The organism is Caulobacter sp. BE254 (assembly GCF_031457295.1).
Classification (GTDB): Bacteria; Pseudomonadota; Alphaproteobacteria; order Caulobacterales; family Caulobacteraceae; genus Caulobacter.
In genome coordinates this window covers 70,778-91,065 of sequence record NZ_JAVDWJ010000014.1, presented here as the reverse complement: position 1 = coordinate 91,065, position 20,288 = coordinate 70,778, and the positions used below count along the sequence as shown (strand labels likewise).

Sequence of the window (20,288 nt, the reverse complement as noted above, 5' to 3'; positions counted from 1 at the left end):
CAACCCTAATGTCCGCTCATCCCAGCTTTTGCCGGGATGAGCGGCGTTTCTTATTGAGCCTTGCCCGGGCAGACCGCGCCGGCCGGATCCGTGGTCAGCTTCACGCCCTGCAGCGAGACCACCAGCTTGCCGGCGGTCGACAGCGCGAACGGCGCGGTGACCTTGGTCACGTCGGTTCCCGCCGCCTGGAAGCACTTGAGCGACACCTTCAGGCTCTTCCACTCGCCGATCGGCGAGGACTCGAGCACCGGGGTGACGTCCAGCTTGCCCGCCCCGATCGACAGGGCCACCGGCGCGGTCGGCTTGGCGTCGACGCGATAGTCGATCAGCAGGTCGATGTCGGCATTGGCCTGGAACGACAGGTCGAAGGCCTTGTCGGCCGCCAGGGCCGCGGTGGCCGCGGTGTCGCCCGAGAAGGTCAGTTGGCGGCCGGCCTCCTGCACGTTGCCGGCGTCCACCGGACGGACCTGGACGGCCGTGGTCGGGGTCAGCCGGAACTCGAACGGGGCCGGCGTCTTGCCGCCGACGAAGTAGTTGCTGACATTGTCGGTGGCGATCGTGAAGCCCGGCTTCTCCGACAGCGTCCCGACCCGGACCTTGGAGGCGTAGGTCAGGCCGTAGCCATAGGCGAATTGCGGATCGTAGTTCTTGTCGCCGCGGTTCAGGGTGAACTGGCCGGCGGTCTTGGGCCAGCTGAACGCCAGCTTGCCGTGGAAGTCGGTGCGCGGCTTGCCCGCCTTGTCGCCGATCAGCACGTCGGCGATCCCGCCGCCTTCCGAGCCGGGCAGCCAGGCGGCCACGAAGGCGTCCGAGGCGTTGATCTCGGGATTGACCCACAGCGGGCGGCCCGACAGGAACACGCCCACCACCGGCACGCCGGCGGCCTTGAGCTTCTTCAGCAGCGCCAGATCGGTCTTGTTCCCGGGCTGGTATTCCAGCGTCTTGATGTCGCCCACGCCCTCGGCGTAGGGCGTCTCGCCGAACACCACGATGGCGACGTCCGGCTTTTTCTCGAACGAACCGTCGACGCTGAGCGTCGCCGAGCCGCCCGAGGCCTCGACCGTTTCCTTCAGGCCCGAATAGATCGACTGGGCGTTGGGGAAGTCGGCCTTGGTGTTGCCCGTGCCCTGCCACGACAGGGTCCAGCCGCCGGCCTGCTGGCCGATGTCGTCGGCGCCCGAGCCGGCCACCAGGATGTTGGCCGAGGCCTTCACCGGCAGCACGCCGTTGTTCTTCAGCAGCACCAGCGACTCGCGGACGGCCTGGCGGGCGATGGCTCGGTGCTCGGCCGAGCCCATCACCGCCTCCTTGCCTTCCAGCGGCCGCGCGGCCTGGAACAGGCCCAGCTTGGCTTTCACGCGCAGGATGCGGCGCACGGCGTCGTCGATGCGGGCCATCGGGATCTCGCCCGACTTGGCCTGGGCCAGGGTGTTGACGTAGAGGTCCTTCCAGCTATCGGGCGCCATGTACATGTCCAGGCCGGCGTTGGCGGCCTGGGGGCAGTTCTTGGGCGTGCATCCGGCCACCTGGCCGTGGCCGTTCCAGTCGCCGACGATGAAGCCGTCGAAGCCCATCCTGCCCTTCAGCACGTCGGTCAGCAGGCTCTTGTTGCCGTGCATCTTCTCGCCGTTCCAGCTGTTGAATGACGCCATGATGGTCATGGTCCCGGCGTTGATGGCTGGCACATAGCCCTGGGCGTGCAGGCGGATCAGCTCGGCCTCGGAGACCTGGGTGTCGCCCTGGTCCTTGCCGCCGTGGGTGCCGCCGTCGCCGAGGAAGTGCTTGGCGCTGGCCGCCACATGGCCCTGCTGGATCACGTGGCCCTGGCTGACGGCGCCCTGCAGGCCCAGGATCATCTGGCCGGCATAGCTACGGACGATCTCGGGATCTTCCGAATAGCCCTCATAGGCACGGCCCCAGCGGTCGTCGCGCGGCACGGTCAGGGTGGGGCCGAACGCCCAGTCGAAGCCGGCGGCGGCGGTTTCCTGCGCGGTGGCCGCGCCGATCTTGCGGATCAGCTCGGGGTCCCTGGTGGCGCCAAGAGCGCTGTTGTGCGGAAAGAGCGTGGCGCCGACGGCGTTGCCGTTGCCGTGCACCGAATCGATGCCGAACATCAGCGGCACCTGCGTGCCGCCCTGGCGCTGGGCGGCGGCGTCGCGGAACGCCTCGACCGACTTCAGCCACGGGCCGATCGGCGAGCGGTCGGGGGCGCCCAGCGGCGGCGAGCTGCCGCCGGCCAGGATCGAGCCCAAGGGATAGGTCTTCAGGTCTTCCGGCTTGATCGAGGCGATGTCGGCCTGGATCATCTGGCCGACCTTCTCCTCGAGGGTCAGCTTGGCCAGCAGGGAATCGACGAAGGCCTCGGTCTGGGGATCGACCAGGCCCTGGCTCTTGGCCGCGGGCCACAGGGCCGGATGAGCGGTGCTCTTGGTCTCGGCGGCCGAGGCGGCGCCCGTCAGGAGGGTGGTCGCCAGCAGCGCTGCGCAAAAGGCCTTGGTGTTCATAACTCCCCGCATCATTATCGTTGAATTTCCGACAACGCTGTCATTGGCATGCCAAAGCGTGCTCGGCAATCCGGTCTTCGTTCGCTGGTACCGGTATCTAAGGCTCGACGGCGATCCATACACCGTCTAATTTGTGTGACAAATAGAAACGTCCGGGGAGCGACAATATGCGTGGATTTGCGGCGGGCCGGATGGCCAGCCTGATGGCAAGTACGGTCCTGGCGCTGGTCGCCGCCGACACGGCCAGCGCCGCCCAACACGTGCTCGCCTCGCCCGACGGCGCCTTGAAGGTCACGGTTTCGGACAGCGACGGCCAGGCCCGCTACGCCGTCGCCTACAAGGGCCGGCCGCTGCTGGCGCCCTCCCCCCTGGGCCTGGCCGTGACGGGCGGATCGCTGTCCCACGGCCTGAAGATCGCCGGCGCCAGCCAGGCGGCCAGCGACACCACCTACGAGCTGGTGGCCGGCAAGGCCAAGACCGTGCGCGACCACTACAACCAGCTCAGTGTCGACTTTCAGGAGCCTGGCGGCCAGAAGCGCCAGTTGAAGGTCATCGTCCGCGCCTATGACGACGGCGTCGCCTTCCGCTACGTGCTGCCCGGGCAGGCCGGCGCCGAGGCGGTCAATGTCCGCAACGAGGAGACCCGCTTCGACTTCCCGGCCGACTACCGCTGCTGGGGCCTGAACCTCGGCAAGTTCGGCTCCAGCCATGAGGGCGAGTTCGATCCCGTCCAGGCCTCGAAGATCCGCGAGCACAATCTCTACGACGCCCCGCTGGTCTGCCAGGGCGCCAATGCCGCGTTCGCCGTCGCCGAGGCCGACCTGAAGGACTATGCCGGCCTCTACCTGACCGGCCGGGGCGACGGCGGGCTTGGCCTGCAGGCCAAGCTGTCGCCGCGCCTGGACGACGGCGCGATCGCCGTGCGCGGCAAGCCCGGCGCCGACATCGTTTCGCCCTGGCGGGTGATCATGGTCGCGCCGACCGCCGGCAAGCTGATCGAGAGCAACCTGGTCGCCACGCTCAATCCGCCGACGGCCTTGGCCGACACCAGCTGGATCAAGCCGGGCAAGGCCGCCTGGGACTGGTGGAACGGCCCGGTCGTCTCGGGCGTGCCCAAGGCCGGGATGAACGACGCGACGATCAAGGCCTATATCGACTTCGCCGCCGCCAACGGCCTGGAATACATGCTGATCGACGACGGCTGGTACAAGAACAGCGGCGGCGCTGGCACGGTGAAGCCGGGCGCCGACATCACCCGGACCATCCCCGAGATCGACATGCCGGGCCTCGTCGCCTACGCCGCCCAGCGCAAGGTCGGGCTGTGGGTCTGGGCCCACTGGAAGTCGATGGACGCCCAGATGGACGAAGCCCTGGCGCTCTACGAAAAGTGGGGCCTGAAGGGGATCAAGGTCGATTTCATGGACCGCGACGACCAGCAGATGGTCGACTACTACCACCGCCTGCTGACCAAGGCCGGCGAGCACCACCTGATGGTCGACCTACACGGCGCCGAGCACCCCACGGGCCTGGTCCGCACCTATCCGCACTACCTGACCCAGGAAGGCGTGCTGGGCGCGGAGTACAACAAGTGGAGCCGGCGGATCACCGCCACCCACAACGTCACCCTGCCCTATACCCGCATGCTGCTGGGGCCGATGGACTACACGCCCGGCGGCTTCCGCAACGTGGCCCCGGCGACGTTCAATCCCCGCAACGACCTGCCGTTCGTCCAGACCACGCGCGGCCAGGCCCTGGCCATGTACGTGGTCTATGACAGCCCGCTGGGCCTGGTGTCCGACAGCCCCGACACCTATCGGGGCAGCCCCGCCGGCCTGGACTTCGTCAGCGCCGCGCCGACGACCTGGGACGAGACCCGGTTCATCACCGGCGAGGTCGGCCAGTCGATCGTGCTGGCCCGCCGCAAGGGCGCGGACTGGTGGATCGGCGCCATGACCAACGAGACGGGCCGGACCGTGACGGTCCCGCTGACCTTCCTGGGCGCGGGGACCTTCAGCGCCGACATCCGCCAGGACGGCGCGGCGCCGACCGACCTGGTCGCCACCCAGCGCAAGGTGAAGGCCGGCGACGTCCTGACCCTGAAACTGGCCCCCAGCGGCGGCGCGGCCGTCCGCCTGACCTCCGCCCGCTAGACGAAAGATCCCGCTTGTCCTCGTTCAGACGCATGCTCGCCCTGGCGGTCGCCGCCGGGGCGTTGGCCCTCGCCGCGCCCGCCCTGGCCGCCTCGCCGACCGTGCAACCCTACAGCTGGAAACCCGTCGAAGTGCTGGGCGGCGGCTTCGTCAGCGGCGTGGTCTATCACCCGACCGAGAAGGGGCTGGTCTATATCCGCACCGACATCGGCGGGGCCTATCGCCTTGACCGGGCGACCAACCGCTGGGTGGCGCTGAACGACGACCTCAAGCGCGCCGACGGCCAGCTGGCCGGGGCGCTGAGCCTGGCGGTCGATCCCCACGACCCGAACCGTCTCTACATGGCGGCCGGCGAGTATACCGGGCAATACGCGCGCGGCGGGGCGCTGCTGCGCTCCACCGACCGGGGCGCGACCTGGGCCAAGACCGAGCTGCCGGTCAAGATCGGCGGCAACGAGGACGGCCGCAACACCGGCGAGCGGCTGATGGTCGACCCGGCCCAGGGCGCGGTGCTGTTCCTGGGCGCCAAGGACGGCCTCTACCGCAGCGCCGACCACGGCGCGACCTGGTCGCGGATCGACGCCTTCCCGAAGGTCCACGTCACCCTGCTGGCCTTCGATCCGGTGGAGAAGACCAAGACCGGCGAGACGGCGATCGTCTATGCCGGCTTCGCCACGGCGCGCGGCGGCGGCCTGCTGGTCAGCACCAACGCCGGCGCGACCTGGGGCCTGGTCGAGGGCCAGCCGAAGGGCCTGGTCCCGCATCACCTGGCCCTGGACGCCAAGGGCGTGCTGTACATCGCCTACGGCGACGGCCTGGGCCCGAACGGCGTGACCGACGGCGCGGTCTGGACCTTCGATCCCGACAGCGGGGCCTGGACCGACATCTCGCCGGTCAAGCCGAGCGGGCCGGACGCGTTCGGCTATGGCGGCCTCAGCCTCGACCCGGCCCATCCGGGCGTGGTCGTGGTCTCCACCCTCGACCGCTGGGGCGCGGGCGACGACCTGTTCCGCAGCACGGATGGCGGCAAGACCTGGAAGGGGCTGCGCGAAAAGTCCGAGCACGACGCTGGCGGCGCGCCTTGGGTGCGCGGCCTGGAGGGCAAGACCGGCCGCGCCATGGGCCACTGGATCGGCGACGTCGACATCGACCCGACCAATCCCGACGAGGCGATCTATGTCACCGGCTATGGCCTGTGGCGAACCCGGAACCTGACCGAGGCCGACCGCTCGGGCCGCACCAACTGGCGGTTCGACGACGAGGGCCTGGAGGAGACGGCGGCCCTGGAGCTGGTCTCGCCCCCCAACAGCGCTTCGGGCGCCGCGCCGCTGGTCAGCGTGATCGGCGACATCGGGGGCTTCCGCCACGACGACCTGGATCGCGCCGCGGGCAGCCGCTATTTCGACCCGCACGGCGGCACCAATCGCGGTCTCGACTATGCGGCTCTGGCGCCCGACGTCCTGGTCCGGACCAGCGACCCGACGCCCACCGGCGGCTTCCGCTCGACCGACGGCGGCAAGACCTGGAAGGCCTTCGCCGGCTCGCCGCCGCGCGGCGCTCAAGTCCACACCGGCCGCATCGCCCTGTCGGCCGACGGCCAGCGCATGGTCTGGGCCCTGCGCGACGCGCCGCCCTACGTCTCCAGCGACGACGGCAAGACCTGGCGGCCGGTGCAGGGCGTGGAAAAGGGCGACCGGGCCGACTTCACCCCCGCCTCGGACCGCGTGAACCCGGCGCGCTTCTATGTCTACGACGCCGTCCAGGGCGCGGTGCTGGCCAGCGCCGACGGGGGCGAAACCTTCAAGGTCACGGCCCGCGACCTTCCCAATGGCAGGCCGCTTAAGACCGTCCCGGGGATCGAGGGCGAGCTGTGGCTGCCCACGGCCCAGGGCCTGATGCGCTCGACCAACGGCGGCGACAGCTTCAAGGCCGTCGGCGGCGTCGACGAGGCGGGACTGGTCGGCTTCGGCAAGGCCGCGCCGGGCCAGGCCCATCCGGCGGTGTTCGTCTGGGGCAAGGTCGGCGGGGTCGAGGGCGTGTTCCGCTCCGACGACGTCGGCAAGACCTGGATCAAGCTGCACGACGAGCGCTGGGGCTTCGCCGGGCTGTCCGCCCTGACCGGCGATCCCAACCGCTTCGGCCGCGTCTATCTTGCCGTTCACGGCCGGGGCATCCTCTATGGCGACCCGTCGCCGGTTCAGCCTTAAGGACTGCCATGAGCCTCAATCGCCGCCACCTGCTGAACCTCGGCGCCGGCCTGGCCGCCGCCTCGGCCGCGCCCGCCCTGGCCGCCCCCCGCAAGGGCGGCTTCCAGCCCAGCTGGGAGTCCCTGGCTCAGGGCTACAAGGTCCCCGACTGGTTCCGCGACGCCAAGCTCGGCATCTGGTCGCACTGGGGCCCGCAGTGCGTGCCCGAATACGGCGACTGGTACGGCCGGCAGATGTATATCCAGGGCAACGGGGTCTACGAGCACCACGTCAAGACCTACGGCCATCCGACCCAGTTCGGCTTCATGGAGTTCATCCCGCGCTGGAAGGCCCAGAACTGGGATCCGGAAGGGCTTATGAAGAAGTACCAGGCCGCCGGGGCGAAGTACTTCATGTCGATGGCCAACCACCACGACAACCTCGACATGTACGCCAGCCGCCATCACGCCTGGAACACGCTGCGCGTCGGACCGGGACGCGACATCGTCGGAACCTGGGAGAAGGTCGCCCGCCAGCACGGCATGCGGTTCGGCGTCTCCAACCACTCGGCCCACGCCTGGCACTGGTGGCAGACCGCCTATGGCTACGACGCCGAGGGCCCTCTGAAGGGCCGGCGCTACGACGCCTTCCGCCTGACCAAGGCCGACGGCAAGGGAAAGTGGTGGCAGGGGCTGGACCCGCAACAGCTCTATACCGGTCCCAACATGCTGATCCCCGACGGGATCGACAGCATCAAGGCCGCCAACGCCTGGCACGACAAGCACGACAGCGAGTGGCTGGAGACCCCGCCGCCGACCAATCCCGCCTTCGTCGCCAGCTGGCTGGCGCGGCAGAACGATCTGGTCGACCGTTACCGGCCCGACATGGTCTATTTCGACAACTACACCCTGCCGCTGGGCCAGGCGGGCCTGGCGGCCACGGCCCACTACTACAACCAGGCCCTGGCCGCGCGCGGCGCGACCGACGTGGTGGTGACCGGCAAGAAGCTCAACGCTCTCCAGCGGCGGGGCGTTGTCGAGGACGTCGAGCGCGGCTTCTCCGACCGCCTGCGGCCCGAGCCCTGGCAGACCGACACCTGCATCGGCAACTGGCACTACGACCGCGGCCTCTACGACCGCGACGGCTACAAGAGCGCCAAGGACGTGATTCAGCGCCTGATCGATGTGGTCAGCAAGAACGGCTGCCTGATGGTCTCCATCCCCCAGCGCGGCGACGGCACGATCGACGACAAGGAAGAAAAGGTGCTGGAGGGCATGGCCGGCTGGATCGCCGTCAACGGCCCGGCCATCTACGCCTCGCGGCCCTGGCGGATCTATGGCGAGGGCCCGACCAGGCTGGTCGAGGGCATGCAGAACGAGGGCGACGCCAAGCCGTTCGAGGCCGCCGACATCCGCTTCACCACCAAGGGCGGCGACCTCTACGCCCTGCCGATGGCCTGGCCGACGGGCGAGCTAGTGATCCAGAGCCTGGCCGCCTCGGGCCCGACCAGCACCGGCCAGGTGCGGCGGGTGGAGCTGCTGGGCGGCGGCGATCTGGCGTTCAAGCGCGACGACAAGGGCCTGCACGTAACCCTGCCCGAGACCCGGCCCGCGTTCACGCCGGTGGTCAGAATCTCGGGGCCTGGGCTGGCCTAAAGGCCCTCCCCCTCTGGGCAGGGCTATCGCATATGGAAGAACGAAGGGTGGACGGCTTGAGCCGTGCATCCAGCCGAAGCCAGAAGGTTGGCTCGCAAGCCCGTTTGGATTCGTTTTGTTCGCCTTTTGGAAGAGCTTGCGTCGATCCAATACGCGCTCTCGATAGGGCAAATCCATATGCAATAGCCCTGCCCCTCTGGGGGAGGCGATCGCGCAGCGATCGGTGGGGGGAGTTGTAGACGGCTCGATCCGGGTTGTGGCCGCCAGCCGAGCTCTCCCCCCTCCGTCGGCTTCGCCGACACCTTCCCCACAGGGGGAGGACCTATCGACGTCCGCGCCGGGGACAAGCTCTCGCGTCAGGGCCTGCGCCTGGATCTCGTCGAAGCGCTTTATCCACCTTACCGGTCGGCCGGCGGGCCGGGGCCCGCCGGTTGGTCCGACTAATCCAGGCCGAGCACCGTCACCGACGCCGGCGCCACGGTGACGGTCAGCTTGCCGCCCGCGACCTTGGCCGACAGCGCCTTGGGGGCGACGGTGTTGGGCGCGTCGAAGGTGTTGATGCTGCTGACCTTCGGCGCCGAAAGGGTTTGGCCCGAAGCCTTGGTGGCCTTCACGCCGGCCAGTGAAACGCTGAAGGTCGCGGGCGACTTCGCGTCGATATTGGTGACGGCGATCCACACCTTGCCGGCCTTGTCCCTGGCCGCGACGGCGTCGACGCGCGGCAGGGTGATCCCGTTCGTCGTATAGGTTCCGGCGTCGAAGGTCAGCGGCACGAAGGTCGCGTCCTGGAACGGCACGTACATGTGGAAGACGTGATAGGTCGGCGTCAGGACCATCTTGTCGTCCTTGGTCAGGATCATGGCCTGCAGCACGTTGATCATCTGGGCGATATTGGCCATGCGGACGCGGTCGGCGTGGCGCGCGAAGACGTTGAGGCTGAGCGCGGCCAGCACGGCGTCGCGCTGGGTGTTCTGCTGCGCCAGGGCGCCCGGGCTCGATCCCGGCGTCGGCGCCAGCCACGCGCCCCATTCGTCGACCGCCAGGGCGACCTTCTTTTCGGGATCGTACTTGTCCATGATCGCCGACTGCGTCTTGATCAGGTCGTCCATGGCCGTCGGGTCTTTCAGCAGGACGGCGTAGTCCTTTTCGTCAAAGCCGGTGTCCGCCATATGCGGCGGCCAGCCGCCCGTCGCATAGAAATGCAGTGACAGAGCGTCGATGTCCCAGGACCAGGAACGGCCCTTCCACGCCTTCATGACTTCTTCGGTATAGTCTTCGGCGCTGCCGCTCGGGCCGACGGCCACGCGCTTCATCGGCTGGGCGGGATTGTAGCTGTGCACGAAGTGCGAAAAGCGCTTCATTTCGTTGACGTAGAAGTCCGCCGACATCGCGCCGCCGCAGTCCCAGGATTCGTTGCCGAGGCCGAGAATCGAGACCTTGTACGGCTCGGGATGACCGTTTTTAGCCCGCTCGGCGCCCAGAGCATGGTCGGTCGACGCGGTCATGTACTCGAGCCATTCGGACGCATCCTGCGCGGTGCTCGAGCCGAGATTGACCGAGATATAGGCTTCGGTTCCGATCTGCTGGGCGAAGTCCATGAATTCGTCGGTGCCGAAGGTGTTGGGCTCGCCCGCTCCGATCGCCTTGCGCTCGGGGCCGATACCGCGGCGCCAGTTGTACTGGTCGGCGAAGCAGCCGCCCGGCCAGCGGACGTTGGGGACCTTCAGCGCCTTCAAGGCCGTCACGACATCGTTGCGGATGCCGCGGGTGTTGGGGATCGTGGAGTCCTTGCCCACCCAGATGCCGCCATAGATCCCGCTGCCCAGGTGCTCGGCGAACTGGCCGAAGACGTGGCGGTCGATCACGGCGCCGGGCTTGGACGCATCCAGTGTCACCTGAACCGGGGCCTCGGCGGCATGGGCCGCGACAGGCAGGATCAGGGCGGCGGCGATCACGGCCGCGGATGTCAGAAGACGCATTGATGGTATCCCAGGTGGACTATCGCGCCATGCTACGGCGCGGTCATTTGTCTGATTAATTGGCTGGCGGAGGCGGCACGGACACGCCGGCCTCGGTCTGGACGACGGGCTTGAGCGTGCCGTCCGGGTTATATTGCAGGTACTCGACCGTCACGGCGCGGCGGCCGACGGCGCCGCCCTGGTCGCCGATCGTAAGCGTCGCATTGTGCAGGAAGATGTATGTCTGGCCTTTGAACTCGGCGACGCCGGCATGGATCGTGAAGCTGTTCTTGGCCGATGCGGTCAGTTCGCCGCGATAGGTCCATGGGCCGTCCAGCGAGGTCGCGGTGGCGTAGGAGGTGTGTTCGGCGCTCTGGGTCTTGCGGTCGAACGACGCATAGATGAGGTAGTAAAGATCGCCGCGCTTGTGCAGCCAGGGACCTTCCTCGTAATGCGGCGGGGTGATCTTGCGGATCGGGCCGTCGATTTCCGTCATGTTGGCCTTGAGTTTCGCGATGTAGCAGTCGCGATTGCCCCAGGCGATCCAGGTCACGCCGTCATCGTCGGTGAAGACGGTGGGATCGATGTCCTCCCAGCTGTGCGTGCCTTCGGGCGTCATCTGGTTGGTGATCAGGGCCGATCCCCGCGCGTCGGTGAACGGACCGGTCGGACTGTCCGAAACGGCGACGCCGATGGCCATGCCCGGATGGCTGTCGTCGTGTGAGACGGCGGCGTAGAAGTAGAACTTGCCGTTCTTCTCGATGGCCTGCGACGCCCAGGCGTCCCCCTTGGCCCACTTGAAATCCGTGGCCTTCATGATCGGGGCGTGCGGCGTCCAGGTCTTCATGTCCTTGGTCGAAAAGACCAGCCAGTCGCGCATGGTGAACATCTCGTCGCCCCGGGCCTCGTCGTGGCCGGTGTAGAGATACAGCGTGTCGCCGACGACCAGCGGGGCGGGATCGGCGGTGAACCGGTCGCGGACGATCGGGTTGCCCCGGTAGACGATGACCGGCTCGGGACCGACCGACCAACCGACCGACGGCGCGCCGCAGGCGGCGAGCGCCGCCGAGCAGGCGAACGCAAGAGACAGACTTCGTTTCATCCACTTCCCCCGGGGGTCGCCTTCAGGCGTCCGGGACATTACTCAGACAATTTGGATACGTAAAGCGGTTGTGGCGGTCTACCGTCGTGGATGACGGCTTTCGACCGCTGCGGACCCTGGAGTCGCACGCTTCTCCTCACCCGCGACGCGGGGGAGGTGGCGCGATGAGGATACGCATCGTGACGGAGGGGGCGTCCCCCCGCCGCACGACGCCCCCTCCGTCTCGTCGCTGCGCGCCGATCCACCTCCCCCGCGATGCGGGTGAGGAGAGGAAACCTTAAGCCCAACACCACCCAAACAAACGATCAGCATGTCCGCCGTCCACCCCGGCCCGAACGGCTCAAGCCCGGATCACCGCGCCGGGCCGAACCGCGCCACCAGGTCGTAGGCCTCGCCGGGGAACAGCTGGCGCACCCAGGTGACCGGCTGGCCCGCCCGCCAGGTGCGCCGCTCGACGGCCAGCAGCGCCGCGCCCGCGTCCAACGCCAGCAGGTCGGCCACGGCCGCGTCGGCGCTGACGGCGCTGATGCGGTTCTCGGCCTCGGTCCAGGGGACGTGATGCAGCAGCCAGGCCCCCGGCGACTCCTCGGCGAAATCCAGTTCGGCCGCCTCGGGCACGGCGGTCAGGCTGATCAGGCGGTCCTCCAGGGCGAACGGCCGGTCGCCGGCCACATGCAGGCCCCGCAGCGCCAGCAGCGCGCCGCCGGCCGCCAGGGCGATCTCGTCGGCGTCGCCGGCCCTGGCCTTGCGGCGCCGCCGGTCCAGCAGATCGAAGCGATAGGCCTCGCCCCGCGTCAGGATCTGGGCCTGGATGTCGGGGATGTCGAGCACGGTCGAATGCACGCGCGGCCGGGCCACGAACGAACCGGCGCGGCGGCGGCGAACGATCAGCCCCTCGTCCGCCAAGGCCGACATCGCCTTGTTGACCGTCATCCGCGAGCAGCCGAACCGGGCCATCAGTTCCGCCTCGGACGGGACCTTGCGCCCCGGCGCCCAAGCGCCCGAGCGGATCAGGTCCTCGACCTCGCTCCGGATGCGCTGCGACAGCGTCCCCTCGGTCACGCTCACGCCAGCACCCGAGCCAGGGCGGTTCGGTAGCGTTCGAGGATGGCGTCGCGCGCATGGTGGCGGCCGCCGCGGACCACCTGCCGACCGCCGCGCCAGACGCCGTCGATCGTCCCGTGCCGCCCCGCGAACACCCAGCTGTCCAGCAAGGCGTCGCCGTCGCGGCTGATCATCGCCGGATGGGCGCGGTCCAGGGTCACGAAGTCGGCGGGACGCCCGCGCCGCAGGGCGCCGACCACGCCCAGGGCCTGGGCCCCGCCGCTCACAGCCGCGCGGAACAGATCGCCGCCAGTCGAGCCGCCCGGCGCCCTGGCCAGCACGTTTCGCGCCCGCCGCGTCAGGCGCTGGGCGTATTCCAGGGTCCGCAGCTCCTCGGCCGCGTCGATCAGCACGTTGCTGTCCGAGCCGATGCCGAACGCCCCGCCCGCCGCCAGGTAGTCGTGCGCCGGGAAGACTCCGTCGCCGAGGTTGGCCTCGGTGATCGGGCACAGGCCGGCGACAGCGCCGCTCCTGGCCAGGCGCTCGGTCTCGGTGGCGTTCAGGTGGGTGGCGTGGACCAGGCACCAGCGCTTGTCGACCGGGGCGTTGTTCATCAGCCAGCGCACGGGGCGCGCGCCGGTGGCGGCCAGGCAGTCGTCGACTTCCTGCGTCTGCTCGGCGATGTGGATGTGGATCGGACCGGCGCCGGCCAGGGGAAGGATCGCGGCGAGTTCCTCGCCGGTCACCGCGCGCAGGCTGTGGGGGGCGACGCCGACCACCGCATCGGGCAGGCCAGCCACCGCCGCGCGGCTGGCCTCGATCAGCCGGCCATAGCCGTCGACGTCGTGGACGAACCGCCGTTGCCCCTCGCCGGGCGCGACGCCGCCGAAGCTGGCATGGGCGTAGAACACCGGCAGCAGGGTCAGGCCGATCCCCGTCTCGTCCGCCGCCGCCGCGATCCGCGCCGCCATCTCGGCGGGGTCGCCATAGGGCGAGCCGTCCTTGTCGTGGTGCAGATAGTGGAACTCGCCGACCCGGGTCGAGCCGGTCTCCAGCATCTCCATATAGGCCAGGGCGGCGATGGCCTGGACCTCGTCGGGACCCAGGCGGTCGACGAAGCGGTACATCAGCTCGCGCCAGGTCCAGAAGCTGTCACCGGTCGGTCCGCGCGTCTCGGTCAGGCCCGCCATGGCCCGCTGGAAGGCGTGGCTGTGCAGGTTGGGCAGGCCCGGCAGGCAGGGGCGGTGGGCGACCTCGCCCGGCTGGCGGGCGACGTCGGTGTCGATGCGGCCGATCATGCCGTCGATGATCGTGAATCGCACGTCCCTGGCCCAGCCGTCGGCCAGCAGGGCCTGCTCGAACCACAGGGTCTGGGGACCGGCGGACGCGGCGCGCTCGGGTTCACGCGCGGCCGCAACCTCCGCCTCGACCTCGTGCGGCGGCGTGTAGGTCGGCGGGTCGGCCTCGGGTTCCGGCGGAAACGCGTCATCGGTCACTGGACAATCCTCGTGTCGAGCGAATATGTCTATACATATTGAAGCCGTCGGCAAGAGACCGGACCGGCGTCGGGAGATCCCAGGCCATGCGCTGCGATCGGGTGTGGAGCAAGGCCCGCCTGGCCACTTTCGCCGCCGATCGCGCGGGTATCGGCGCGGTCGAGGATGGCGTCGTGGCGTCCCTGGACGGCCGCATCGCCTATGCCGGTCCCGCCGCCGAGGCACCGGCCTTCCTGGCCCGGGAAACCATCGACTGCGAAGGCCGCTGGATCACCCCCGGCCTGATCGATCCCCATACCCACCTCGTCTTCGGCGGCGACCGGGCCCACGAGTTCGAGCTGCGGCTGGCCGGCGCTTCGTACGAGGAGATCGCCCGAGCCGGCGGCGGCATCGTCTCGACCATGAAGGCCACCCGCGCCGCCTCGGAAGATCAGCTGGTCGCCGGCGCCCTGCCCCGCCTGGACGCCCTGATCGCCGAGGGCCTGACGACCATCGAGATCAAGTCCGGCTATGGCCTGTCGCTGGACGACGAGCTCAAGAGCCTGCGCGCCGCCCGCGCCCTGGCCGACGTCCGCCCGGTGTCGGTGACCACCACCTTCCTCGGGGCCCACGCCCTGCCGCCGGAATATGCCGACGCGCCGGACGACTATATCGACCATGTCTGTTTCCAGATGATCCCCGCCGTCGCCGCCGAGGGGCTGGCCGACGCGGTCGACGCCTTCTGCGAGGGCATCGGCTTCACCCCCGCCCAGACGCGGCGGGTGTTCCAGGCGGCGCGCGAGCATGGCCTGCCGGTCAAGCTGCACGCCGAACAGTTGTCGAACCAGAACGGCGCGGCCCTGGCCGCCGCCTTCGGGGCGTTGTCAGCCGATCACCTGGAACACCTGGACGCGGCCGGCGTCGCCGCCATGGCCCAGGCCGGAACCACGGCGGTGTTGCTGCCGGGGGCCTTCTACTTCGTCCGTGAGACCAAGCTTCCGCCGATCCAGGCCCTGCGCGCCGCCGGCGTGCCGCTGGCCCTGGCCACCGACTGCAACCCCGGCACCTCGCCCCTGACCAGCCTGCTGCTGACCATGAATATGGCCGCCACCCTGTTCCGGATGACCGTCGACGAATGCCTGGCCGGCGTCACGCGCGAGGCCGCGCGGGCGCTGGGCCGTCTCGACAGCGTCGGCACGCTGGAGGCCGGCAAGGCCTGCGACCTGGCCGTCTGGGACATCGAGCGTCCGGCCGAACTTGTCTACCGCATGGGCTTCAATCCGCTCCATGCGCGCGTCTGGAAGGGTGAAATCGCGTGACCGAAGTCGTTCTCAACCCCGGTGAAGTCAGTCTCGCCGACTGGAAGGCCGTCTATCGCGGCGCGCCGGCCCGCCTGCCGCAAAGCGCCGCCGCGGTGATCGCCGAGAGCGCGGCGGCGGTCGAGCGCATCCTGGCCGAGGGCGCGCCGGTCTACGGGATCAACACCGGCTTCGGGAAACTGGCTAGCGTCCGGATCGGCGACGCCGACCTGGAGACCCTGCAGCGCAACATCGTCCTGTCGCACGCCGCCGGCACGGGCGCGCCGTCGCCGGTCCCGGTGATCCGCCTGATGATGGCCCTGAAGCTGGCCAGCCTGGCCCAGGGCGCCTCGGGCGTGCGGCCGGCGACCACCGACCTGCTGGAGGCCATGCTGGTCCAGGGCCTGACGCCCGTCGTCCCTTGCCAGGGCTCGGTCGGCGCCTCGGGCGACCTGGCGCCGCTGGCCCACATGGCCGCGACCATGATCGGGGTCGGCGAGATCTTCATCGGCGACCAGCGCCTGCCGGCTGCCCAAGCGCTGGCCAACGCCGGCCTCAGCCCCCTCGCCCTAGGTCCCAAGGAAGGCCTGGCCCTGCTGAACGGCACCCAGTTCTCGACCGCCAACGCCCTGGCCGCCCTGTTCGACGCCGAGCGCCTGTTCCAGTCGGCCCTGGTCACCGGCGCCTTGGCGACCGAGGCGGCCAAGGGCTCGGACACGCCGTTCGACCCGCGTATCCACACGCTGCGCCGCCAGCCCGGCCAGATCGAGACCGCTGCCGCCCTGCGCGCCCTGATGGCCGGCTCGGCGATCCGCGACTCCCACCGCGAGGGGGATACGCGCGTGCAGGATCCCTACTGCCTGCGCTGCCAGCCGCAGGTGATGGGGGCGGCGCTGGACGTGCTGCGCCAGGCGGCGGTCACCCTGTCCACCGAGGCCAACGGCGTCTCGGACAACCCGCTGATCTTCCCCGAAACCGACGAGGCCCTGTCCGGCGGCAACTTCCACGCCGAGCCGGTGGCCTTCGCCGCCGACATGATCGCCCTGGCCGTTTGCGAGATTGGCTCGATCGCCGAGCGCCGGATCGCCATGCTGGTCGACCCCGCCTGCTCGGGCCTGCCGGCCTTCCTGACGCCCAAACCCGGCCTGAACTCCGGCTTCATGATCCCGCAGGTCACGGCCGCCGCCCTGGTCTCGGAGAACAAGCAGAAGGCCTATCCGGCCAGCGTCGACTCGATCCCGACCTCGGCCAACCAGGAGGACCACGTGTCGATGGCCGCCCACGGCGCGCGGCGGTTGCTGGCCATGGTCGAGGCGGCCGAGGCGGTGATCGGCATCGAACTGCTGGCCGCGGTGCAGGGCTGCGACTTCCACGCGCCGCTGGCGTCGAGCGCTCCGCTGGAGGCCGTGCGGCGGATCCTGCGGGCGGAGGTGCCGCACCTGTCGGACGACCGCCACTTCCATCCGGACATGGAGGCGGCCAACGCCCTGGTGCGGTCGGGGGCGGTGGTGGTGGCGGCGGCGGCGGCGGCGATCGTGTTGCCGGGGGTGGCGGCGTGAGCGGGCCCCTCCACCGTTGTCATCCCGGAAGCCTCACAGAGGCTGTCCGGGACCCAGGGGACTGGGCGAATGCGGTGCGGTTCACCTGGGTCCCGGACAAGCGCTGCGCGCTTTCCGGGATGACAACGGGAGTGGGAACTTGACCCACCGGCTCCACGTCACCCGCGGCCAGGCTCCGCTGGTCGTCAGCATCCCGCACGCCGGGACGATGATCCCGGCCGACCTCGAACCCCGCCTCGTCTCGCCCTGGCTGGCCCGCAAGGACGCCGACTGGTGGCTGGAGCGGCTCTACGACTTCGCCGACGCGCTGGGCGCGACCGTGGTCCGCACCGGCGTGTCGCGCACGGTGATCGACGTCAATCGCGACCCGTCGGGCGTCTCGCTCTATCCGGGCCAGGCGACGACGGGCCTGTGCCCCACCGACACCTTCGACGGCGAGCCCCTGTACCAGGCCGGCCAGGAACCGACCGGCGCCGAGATCGCGTCCCGGCGCGAGCGGTTCTTCGATCCCTATCACGCGGCCCTGCGCGGCGAACTCGATCGGCTGCGCGGCCTCCACGGCAAGGCGGTGCTGTACGACGCCCACTCGATCCGTTCGCGGGCCCCGCGCCTGTTCGCCGGCGAGCTGCCGCAGTTCAACATCGGCACGAACAACGGCGCGGCCTGCGATCCGGGCCTGACCCGCGCGGTCGAGGCCGCCTGCGACGCCACGGGGCTGCCGCGGGTCACCGACGGCCGGTTCAAGGGCGGCTGGATCACACGGCGCTACGGGCGACCCGACCAGGGAGTCCACGCCGTCCAGATGGAACTGGCCTGCCGGGGCTATATCGACGAGCCGCCGGTCCTGACGCCTGACACCTGGCCCACGCCCTATGCGCCCGCGCGCGCCGCGCCGCTCCAGGCCGCGCTCGCTGACGTGCTGAAGGCCTGCCTCGCCTTTGCTTCAACCGCTCCTCCCCCGTGAAACGGGGGAGGTGGCCGCGAAGCGGACGGAGGGGGCGTCCAGCCGCCGCACGACGCCCCCTCCGTCACGATGCGTATTCGCATCGCGCCACCTCCCCCGCGATGCGGGGGAGGAGAAGAACAACCGCCCTCCCGCCCTGGACCTCACCATGACCCGCCTCGACAACACCCGCGTCATCCGCCCCGCCACCGGCACGGAACTCACAGCCAAGTCGTGGCTCACGGAAGCGCCGCTGCGGATGCTGATGAACAACCTCCACCCCGACGTCGCCGAGCGGCCGGAGGAGCTGGTGGTCTATGGCGGCATCGGCCGCGCGGCCCGCGACTGGGAAAGCTACGACAAGATCGTCGAGACCCTGCGCCGGCTGGAGGACGACGAGACCCTGCTGGTCCAATCCGGCAAGCCGGTGGGCGTGTTCCGCACCCACGCCGATGCGCCGCGGGTGCTGATCGCCAATTCCAACCTGGTGCCGCGCTGGGCGACCTGGGAGCACTTCAACGAGCTGGATCGCAAGGGCCTGGCCATGTACGGCCAGATGACCGCCGGCTCGTGGATCTATATCGGCGCCCAGGGCATCGTGCAGGGCACCTACGAGACCTTCGTCGAGATGGGCCGCCAGCATCATGGCGGCGACCTTGCGGGCAAGTGGCTGCTGACGGCGGGCCTGGGCGGCATGGGCGGGGCCCAGCCCCTGGCGGCGGTGATGGCCGGGGCCTCGTGCCTGGCCATCGAGTGCCAGCCGTCGCGGATCGAAATGCGGCTGCGCACCGGCTATCTGGACAAGGCGACCGAGAGCCTGGACGAAGCCCTGGCCTGGATCGAGGAGTCCCAGCGAAACCGGACTCCGATCTCGGTGGGCCTGCTGGGCAACGCCGCCGAGCTGCTGCCGGCGATGTTCGCGGCGGGCGTCCGCCCGGACCTGCTGACCGACCAGACCAGCGCCCACGACCCGATCAACGGCTACCTGCCGGCCGGCTGGACCCTGGACCAGTGGGCGACCGCCAAGGAGCGCGAGCCCGAAGCGGTCAACCGCGCCGCCCGCGCCTCGATGGCGGTGCATGTGCAGGCCATGCTCGACTTCCAGGCGGCTGGCGTGCCCACCGTCGACTACGGCAACAACATCCGCCAGATGGCCCTGGAGGAAGGCGTCAAGAACGCCTTCGACTTCCCCGGCTTCGTGCCGGCCTACATCCGGCCGCTGTTCTGCCGGGGCGTTGGGCCGTTCCGCTGGGCGGCGCTGTCGGGCGATCCGGAAGACATCCGCAAGACCGACGCCAAGGTCAAGGAACTGATCCCCGACAATCCGCACCTGCACCACTGGCTGGACATGGCGGCCGAGAAGATCAAGTTCCAGGGCCTTCCGGCCCGGATCTGCTGGGTCGGGCTGGGCGACCGCCACCGGCTGGGCCTGGCCTTCAATGAGATGGTCGCCAGCGGCGAGCTGAAGGCCCCGGTGGTGATCGGGCGCGACCACCTCGACAGCGGCTCGGTGGCCTCGCCCAATCGCGAGACCGAGGGGATGGTCGACGGCTCGGACGCAGTGTCGGACTGGCCGCTGCTCAACGCCCTGCTCAACACCGCCTCGGGCGCCACCTGGGTGTCGCTGCACCACGGCGGCGGAGTGGGCATGGGTTTTTCGCAGCACGCCGGCATGGTCATCGTCTGCGACGGCACCGACGCCGCCGCCAAGCGCATCGCGCGGGTGCTGTGGAACGATCCGGCCAGCGGCGTCATGCGCCATGCCGACGCCGGCTACGAGATCGCCAAGGACTGCGCCCACGAGCACGGGCTGGACCTGCCGGGCATTCTCTAGTGCGCATCCTGCGCGCCGCCGACCGGATCGCCACGCCATGGAAGAACGGCGGCGGCGTGACCCGCGAGGTCGCCGCCTGGCCGCCCGGCGCCGGCCTGGACGCCTTCGACTGGCGGGTCAGCCTGGCCGACGTCGCGGCCGACGGGCCGTTCTCGGCCTTTCCGGGCGTTGACCGGATCCTGACGGCGATCGCCGGCGACGGCTTGGTGCTGGAGATCGATGGGCGAACGATGCGTCTTGAGCCCGGCGCGCCCTTGGCCTTTCCAGGCGAGGCGGTCGTCATGGCGCGCCTGACCGCCGGCCCGATCCGCGACCTCAACGTCATGGTCCGGCGCAGCGCTTGGACGGCGACGGTCGAGCCCTGGCGCGGCGGTCGCATCATGGCCTCGGACGGCCCCGTGCTGGTGGTGCTGCTGCAAGACGCGGAAGACTTCGCTGCGCTGGACGGGATTTTCCTCGACGTTGGCGCGACGGAGACGCTTGATCTTCCCGCCGAAGCCAGAGCATTGACCGTCACCCTGCGGCCGACCTCGCCAATCCTCGACTGACAACGTTCAGTAGAGCTTCAAGCATAGCCACA

General features: G+C 69.8%; 13 protein-coding genes. 8 read left to right on the top strand and 5 right to left on the bottom strand.

The annotated features are described in order from the left end of the window. Positions 1–50: 50 nt before the first annotated feature. Positions 51–2,516: a glycoside hydrolase family 3 N-terminal domain-containing protein gene (locus tag J2X41_RS20790; RefSeq protein ID WP_310085383.1), complete on the bottom strand. Its 2,466-nt coding sequence runs from the start codon at positions 2,514–2,516 to the stop codon at positions 51–53. A 155-nt stretch (positions 2,517–2,671) separates the two neighbouring features. On the opposite strand from J2X41_RS20790, the gene J2X41_RS20785 reads away from it, so the two are divergent. The 3 genes from J2X41_RS20785 to J2X41_RS20775 are packed head-to-tail and all read left to right on the top strand — an operon-like array spanning position 2,672 to position 8,495. After that, on the top strand, positions 2,672–4,654 hold the full coding sequence (locus J2X41_RS20785) for a glycoside hydrolase family 97 protein (protein WP_310085276.1): 1,983 nt from the start codon (positions 2,672–2,674) through the stop codon (positions 4,652–4,654). A gap of 14 nt (positions 4,655–4,668) precedes the next feature. After that, complete coding sequence (locus J2X41_RS20780) at positions 4,669–6,861, top strand: exo-alpha-sialidase (RefSeq protein ID WP_310085274.1); 2,193 nt, start codon at positions 4,669–4,671, stop codon at positions 6,859–6,861. An 8-nt stretch (positions 6,862–6,869) separates the two neighbouring features. After that, complete coding sequence (locus J2X41_RS20775; RefSeq protein ID WP_310085271.1) at positions 6,870–8,495, top strand: alpha-L-fucosidase; 1,626 nt, start codon at positions 6,870–6,872, stop codon at positions 8,493–8,495. 440 nt (positions 8,496–8,935) lie between these two features. Here the strand turns inward: J2X41_RS20775 and J2X41_RS20770 are convergent, their stop codons facing one another. The 4 genes from J2X41_RS20770 to J2X41_RS20755 form a co-directional block, all read right to left on the bottom strand. Beyond that, complete coding sequence (locus J2X41_RS20770) at positions 8,936–10,474, bottom strand: alpha-L-arabinofuranosidase C-terminal domain-containing protein (protein WP_310085269.1); 1,539 nt, start codon at positions 10,472–10,474, stop codon at positions 8,936–8,938. Between the two features lie 55 nt (positions 10,475–10,529). Further along, positions 10,530–11,555: a glycoside hydrolase family 43 protein gene (locus J2X41_RS20765; RefSeq protein WP_310085266.1), complete on the bottom strand. Its 1,026-nt coding sequence runs from the start codon at positions 11,553–11,555 to the stop codon at positions 10,530–10,532. 351 nt (positions 11,556–11,906) lie between these two features. Continuing rightward, a complete protein-coding gene (gene hutC / locus J2X41_RS20760) occupies positions 11,907–12,623 on the bottom strand; it encodes a histidine utilization repressor (protein ID WP_404979966.1) in 717 nt (238 codons plus the stop codon). After that, the gene (locus tag J2X41_RS20755; protein WP_310085379.1) at positions 12,620–13,966 is read right to left on the bottom strand and encodes a formimidoylglutamate deiminase; all 1,347 of its coding nucleotides are present in this window, start codon (positions 13,964–13,966) and stop codon (positions 12,620–12,622) included. The genes hutC and J2X41_RS20755 overlap by 4 nt, the downstream gene beginning before the upstream one ends. A gap of 215 nt (positions 13,967–14,181) precedes the next feature. On the opposite strand from J2X41_RS20755, the gene hutI reads away from it, so the two are divergent. The 5 genes from hutI to J2X41_RS20730 all read left to right on the top strand — a co-directional run bounded on the left by hutI (position 14,182) and on the right by J2X41_RS20730 (position 20,256). Next, a complete protein-coding gene (hutI, locus tag J2X41_RS20750) occupies positions 14,182–15,393 on the top strand; it encodes an imidazolonepropionase (RefSeq protein WP_310085264.1) in 1,212 nt (403 codons plus the stop codon). Next, positions 15,390–16,931 carry a histidine ammonia-lyase gene (gene hutH / locus J2X41_RS20745; RefSeq protein WP_310085262.1) on the top strand — a complete coding sequence of 514 codons (1,542 nt, stop codon included), beginning with the start codon at positions 15,390–15,392 and terminating at the stop codon, positions 16,929–16,931. Before hutI ends, hutH begins: the two co-directional genes overlap by 4 nt. A gap of 139 nt (positions 16,932–17,070) precedes the next feature. Next, the gene (hutG, locus tag J2X41_RS20740) at positions 17,071–17,895 is read left to right on the top strand and encodes an N-formylglutamate deformylase (RefSeq protein ID WP_310085259.1); all 825 of its coding nucleotides are present in this window, start codon (positions 17,071–17,073) and stop codon (positions 17,893–17,895) included. A gap of 148 nt (positions 17,896–18,043) precedes the next feature. Next, positions 18,044–19,708 carry a urocanate hydratase gene (hutU, locus tag J2X41_RS20735; protein WP_310085256.1) on the top strand — a complete coding sequence of 555 codons (1,665 nt, stop codon included), beginning with the start codon at positions 18,044–18,046 and terminating at the stop codon, positions 19,706–19,708. Further along, positions 19,708–20,256: a HutD family protein gene (locus J2X41_RS20730; RefSeq protein WP_310085253.1), complete on the top strand. Its 549-nt coding sequence runs from the start codon at positions 19,708–19,710 to the stop codon at positions 20,254–20,256. The genes hutU and J2X41_RS20730 overlap by 1 nt, the downstream gene beginning before the upstream one ends. Positions 20,257–20,288: the final 32 nt, after the last annotated feature.

Coding starts and splice junctions, on each gene's coding strand:
- J2X41_RS20790 (WP_310085383.1), bottom strand. CDS start 2,516: ATGCGGGGAGTTATGAACACCAAGGCCTTTTGCGCAGCGCTGCTGGCG.
- J2X41_RS20785 (WP_310085276.1), top strand. CDS start 2,672: ATGCGTGGATTTGCGGCGGGCCGGATGGCCAGCCTGATGGCAAGTACG.
- J2X41_RS20775 (WP_310085271.1), top strand. CDS start 6,870: ATGAGCCTCAATCGCCGCCACCTGCTGAACCTCGGCGCCGGCCTGGCC.
- J2X41_RS20770 (WP_310085269.1), bottom strand. CDS start 10,474: ATGCGTCTTCTGACATCCGCGGCCGTGATCGCCGCCGCCCTGATCCTG.
- J2X41_RS20765 (WP_310085266.1), bottom strand. CDS start 11,555: ATGAAACGAAGTCTGTCTCTTGCGTTCGCCTGCTCGGCGGCGCTCGCC.
- hutI (WP_310085264.1), top strand. CDS start 14,182: ATGCGCTGCGATCGGGTGTGGAGCAAGGCCCGCCTGGCCACTTTCGCC.
- hutU (WP_310085256.1), top strand. CDS start 18,044: ATGACCCGCCTCGACAACACCCGCGTCATCCGCCCCGCCACCGGCACG.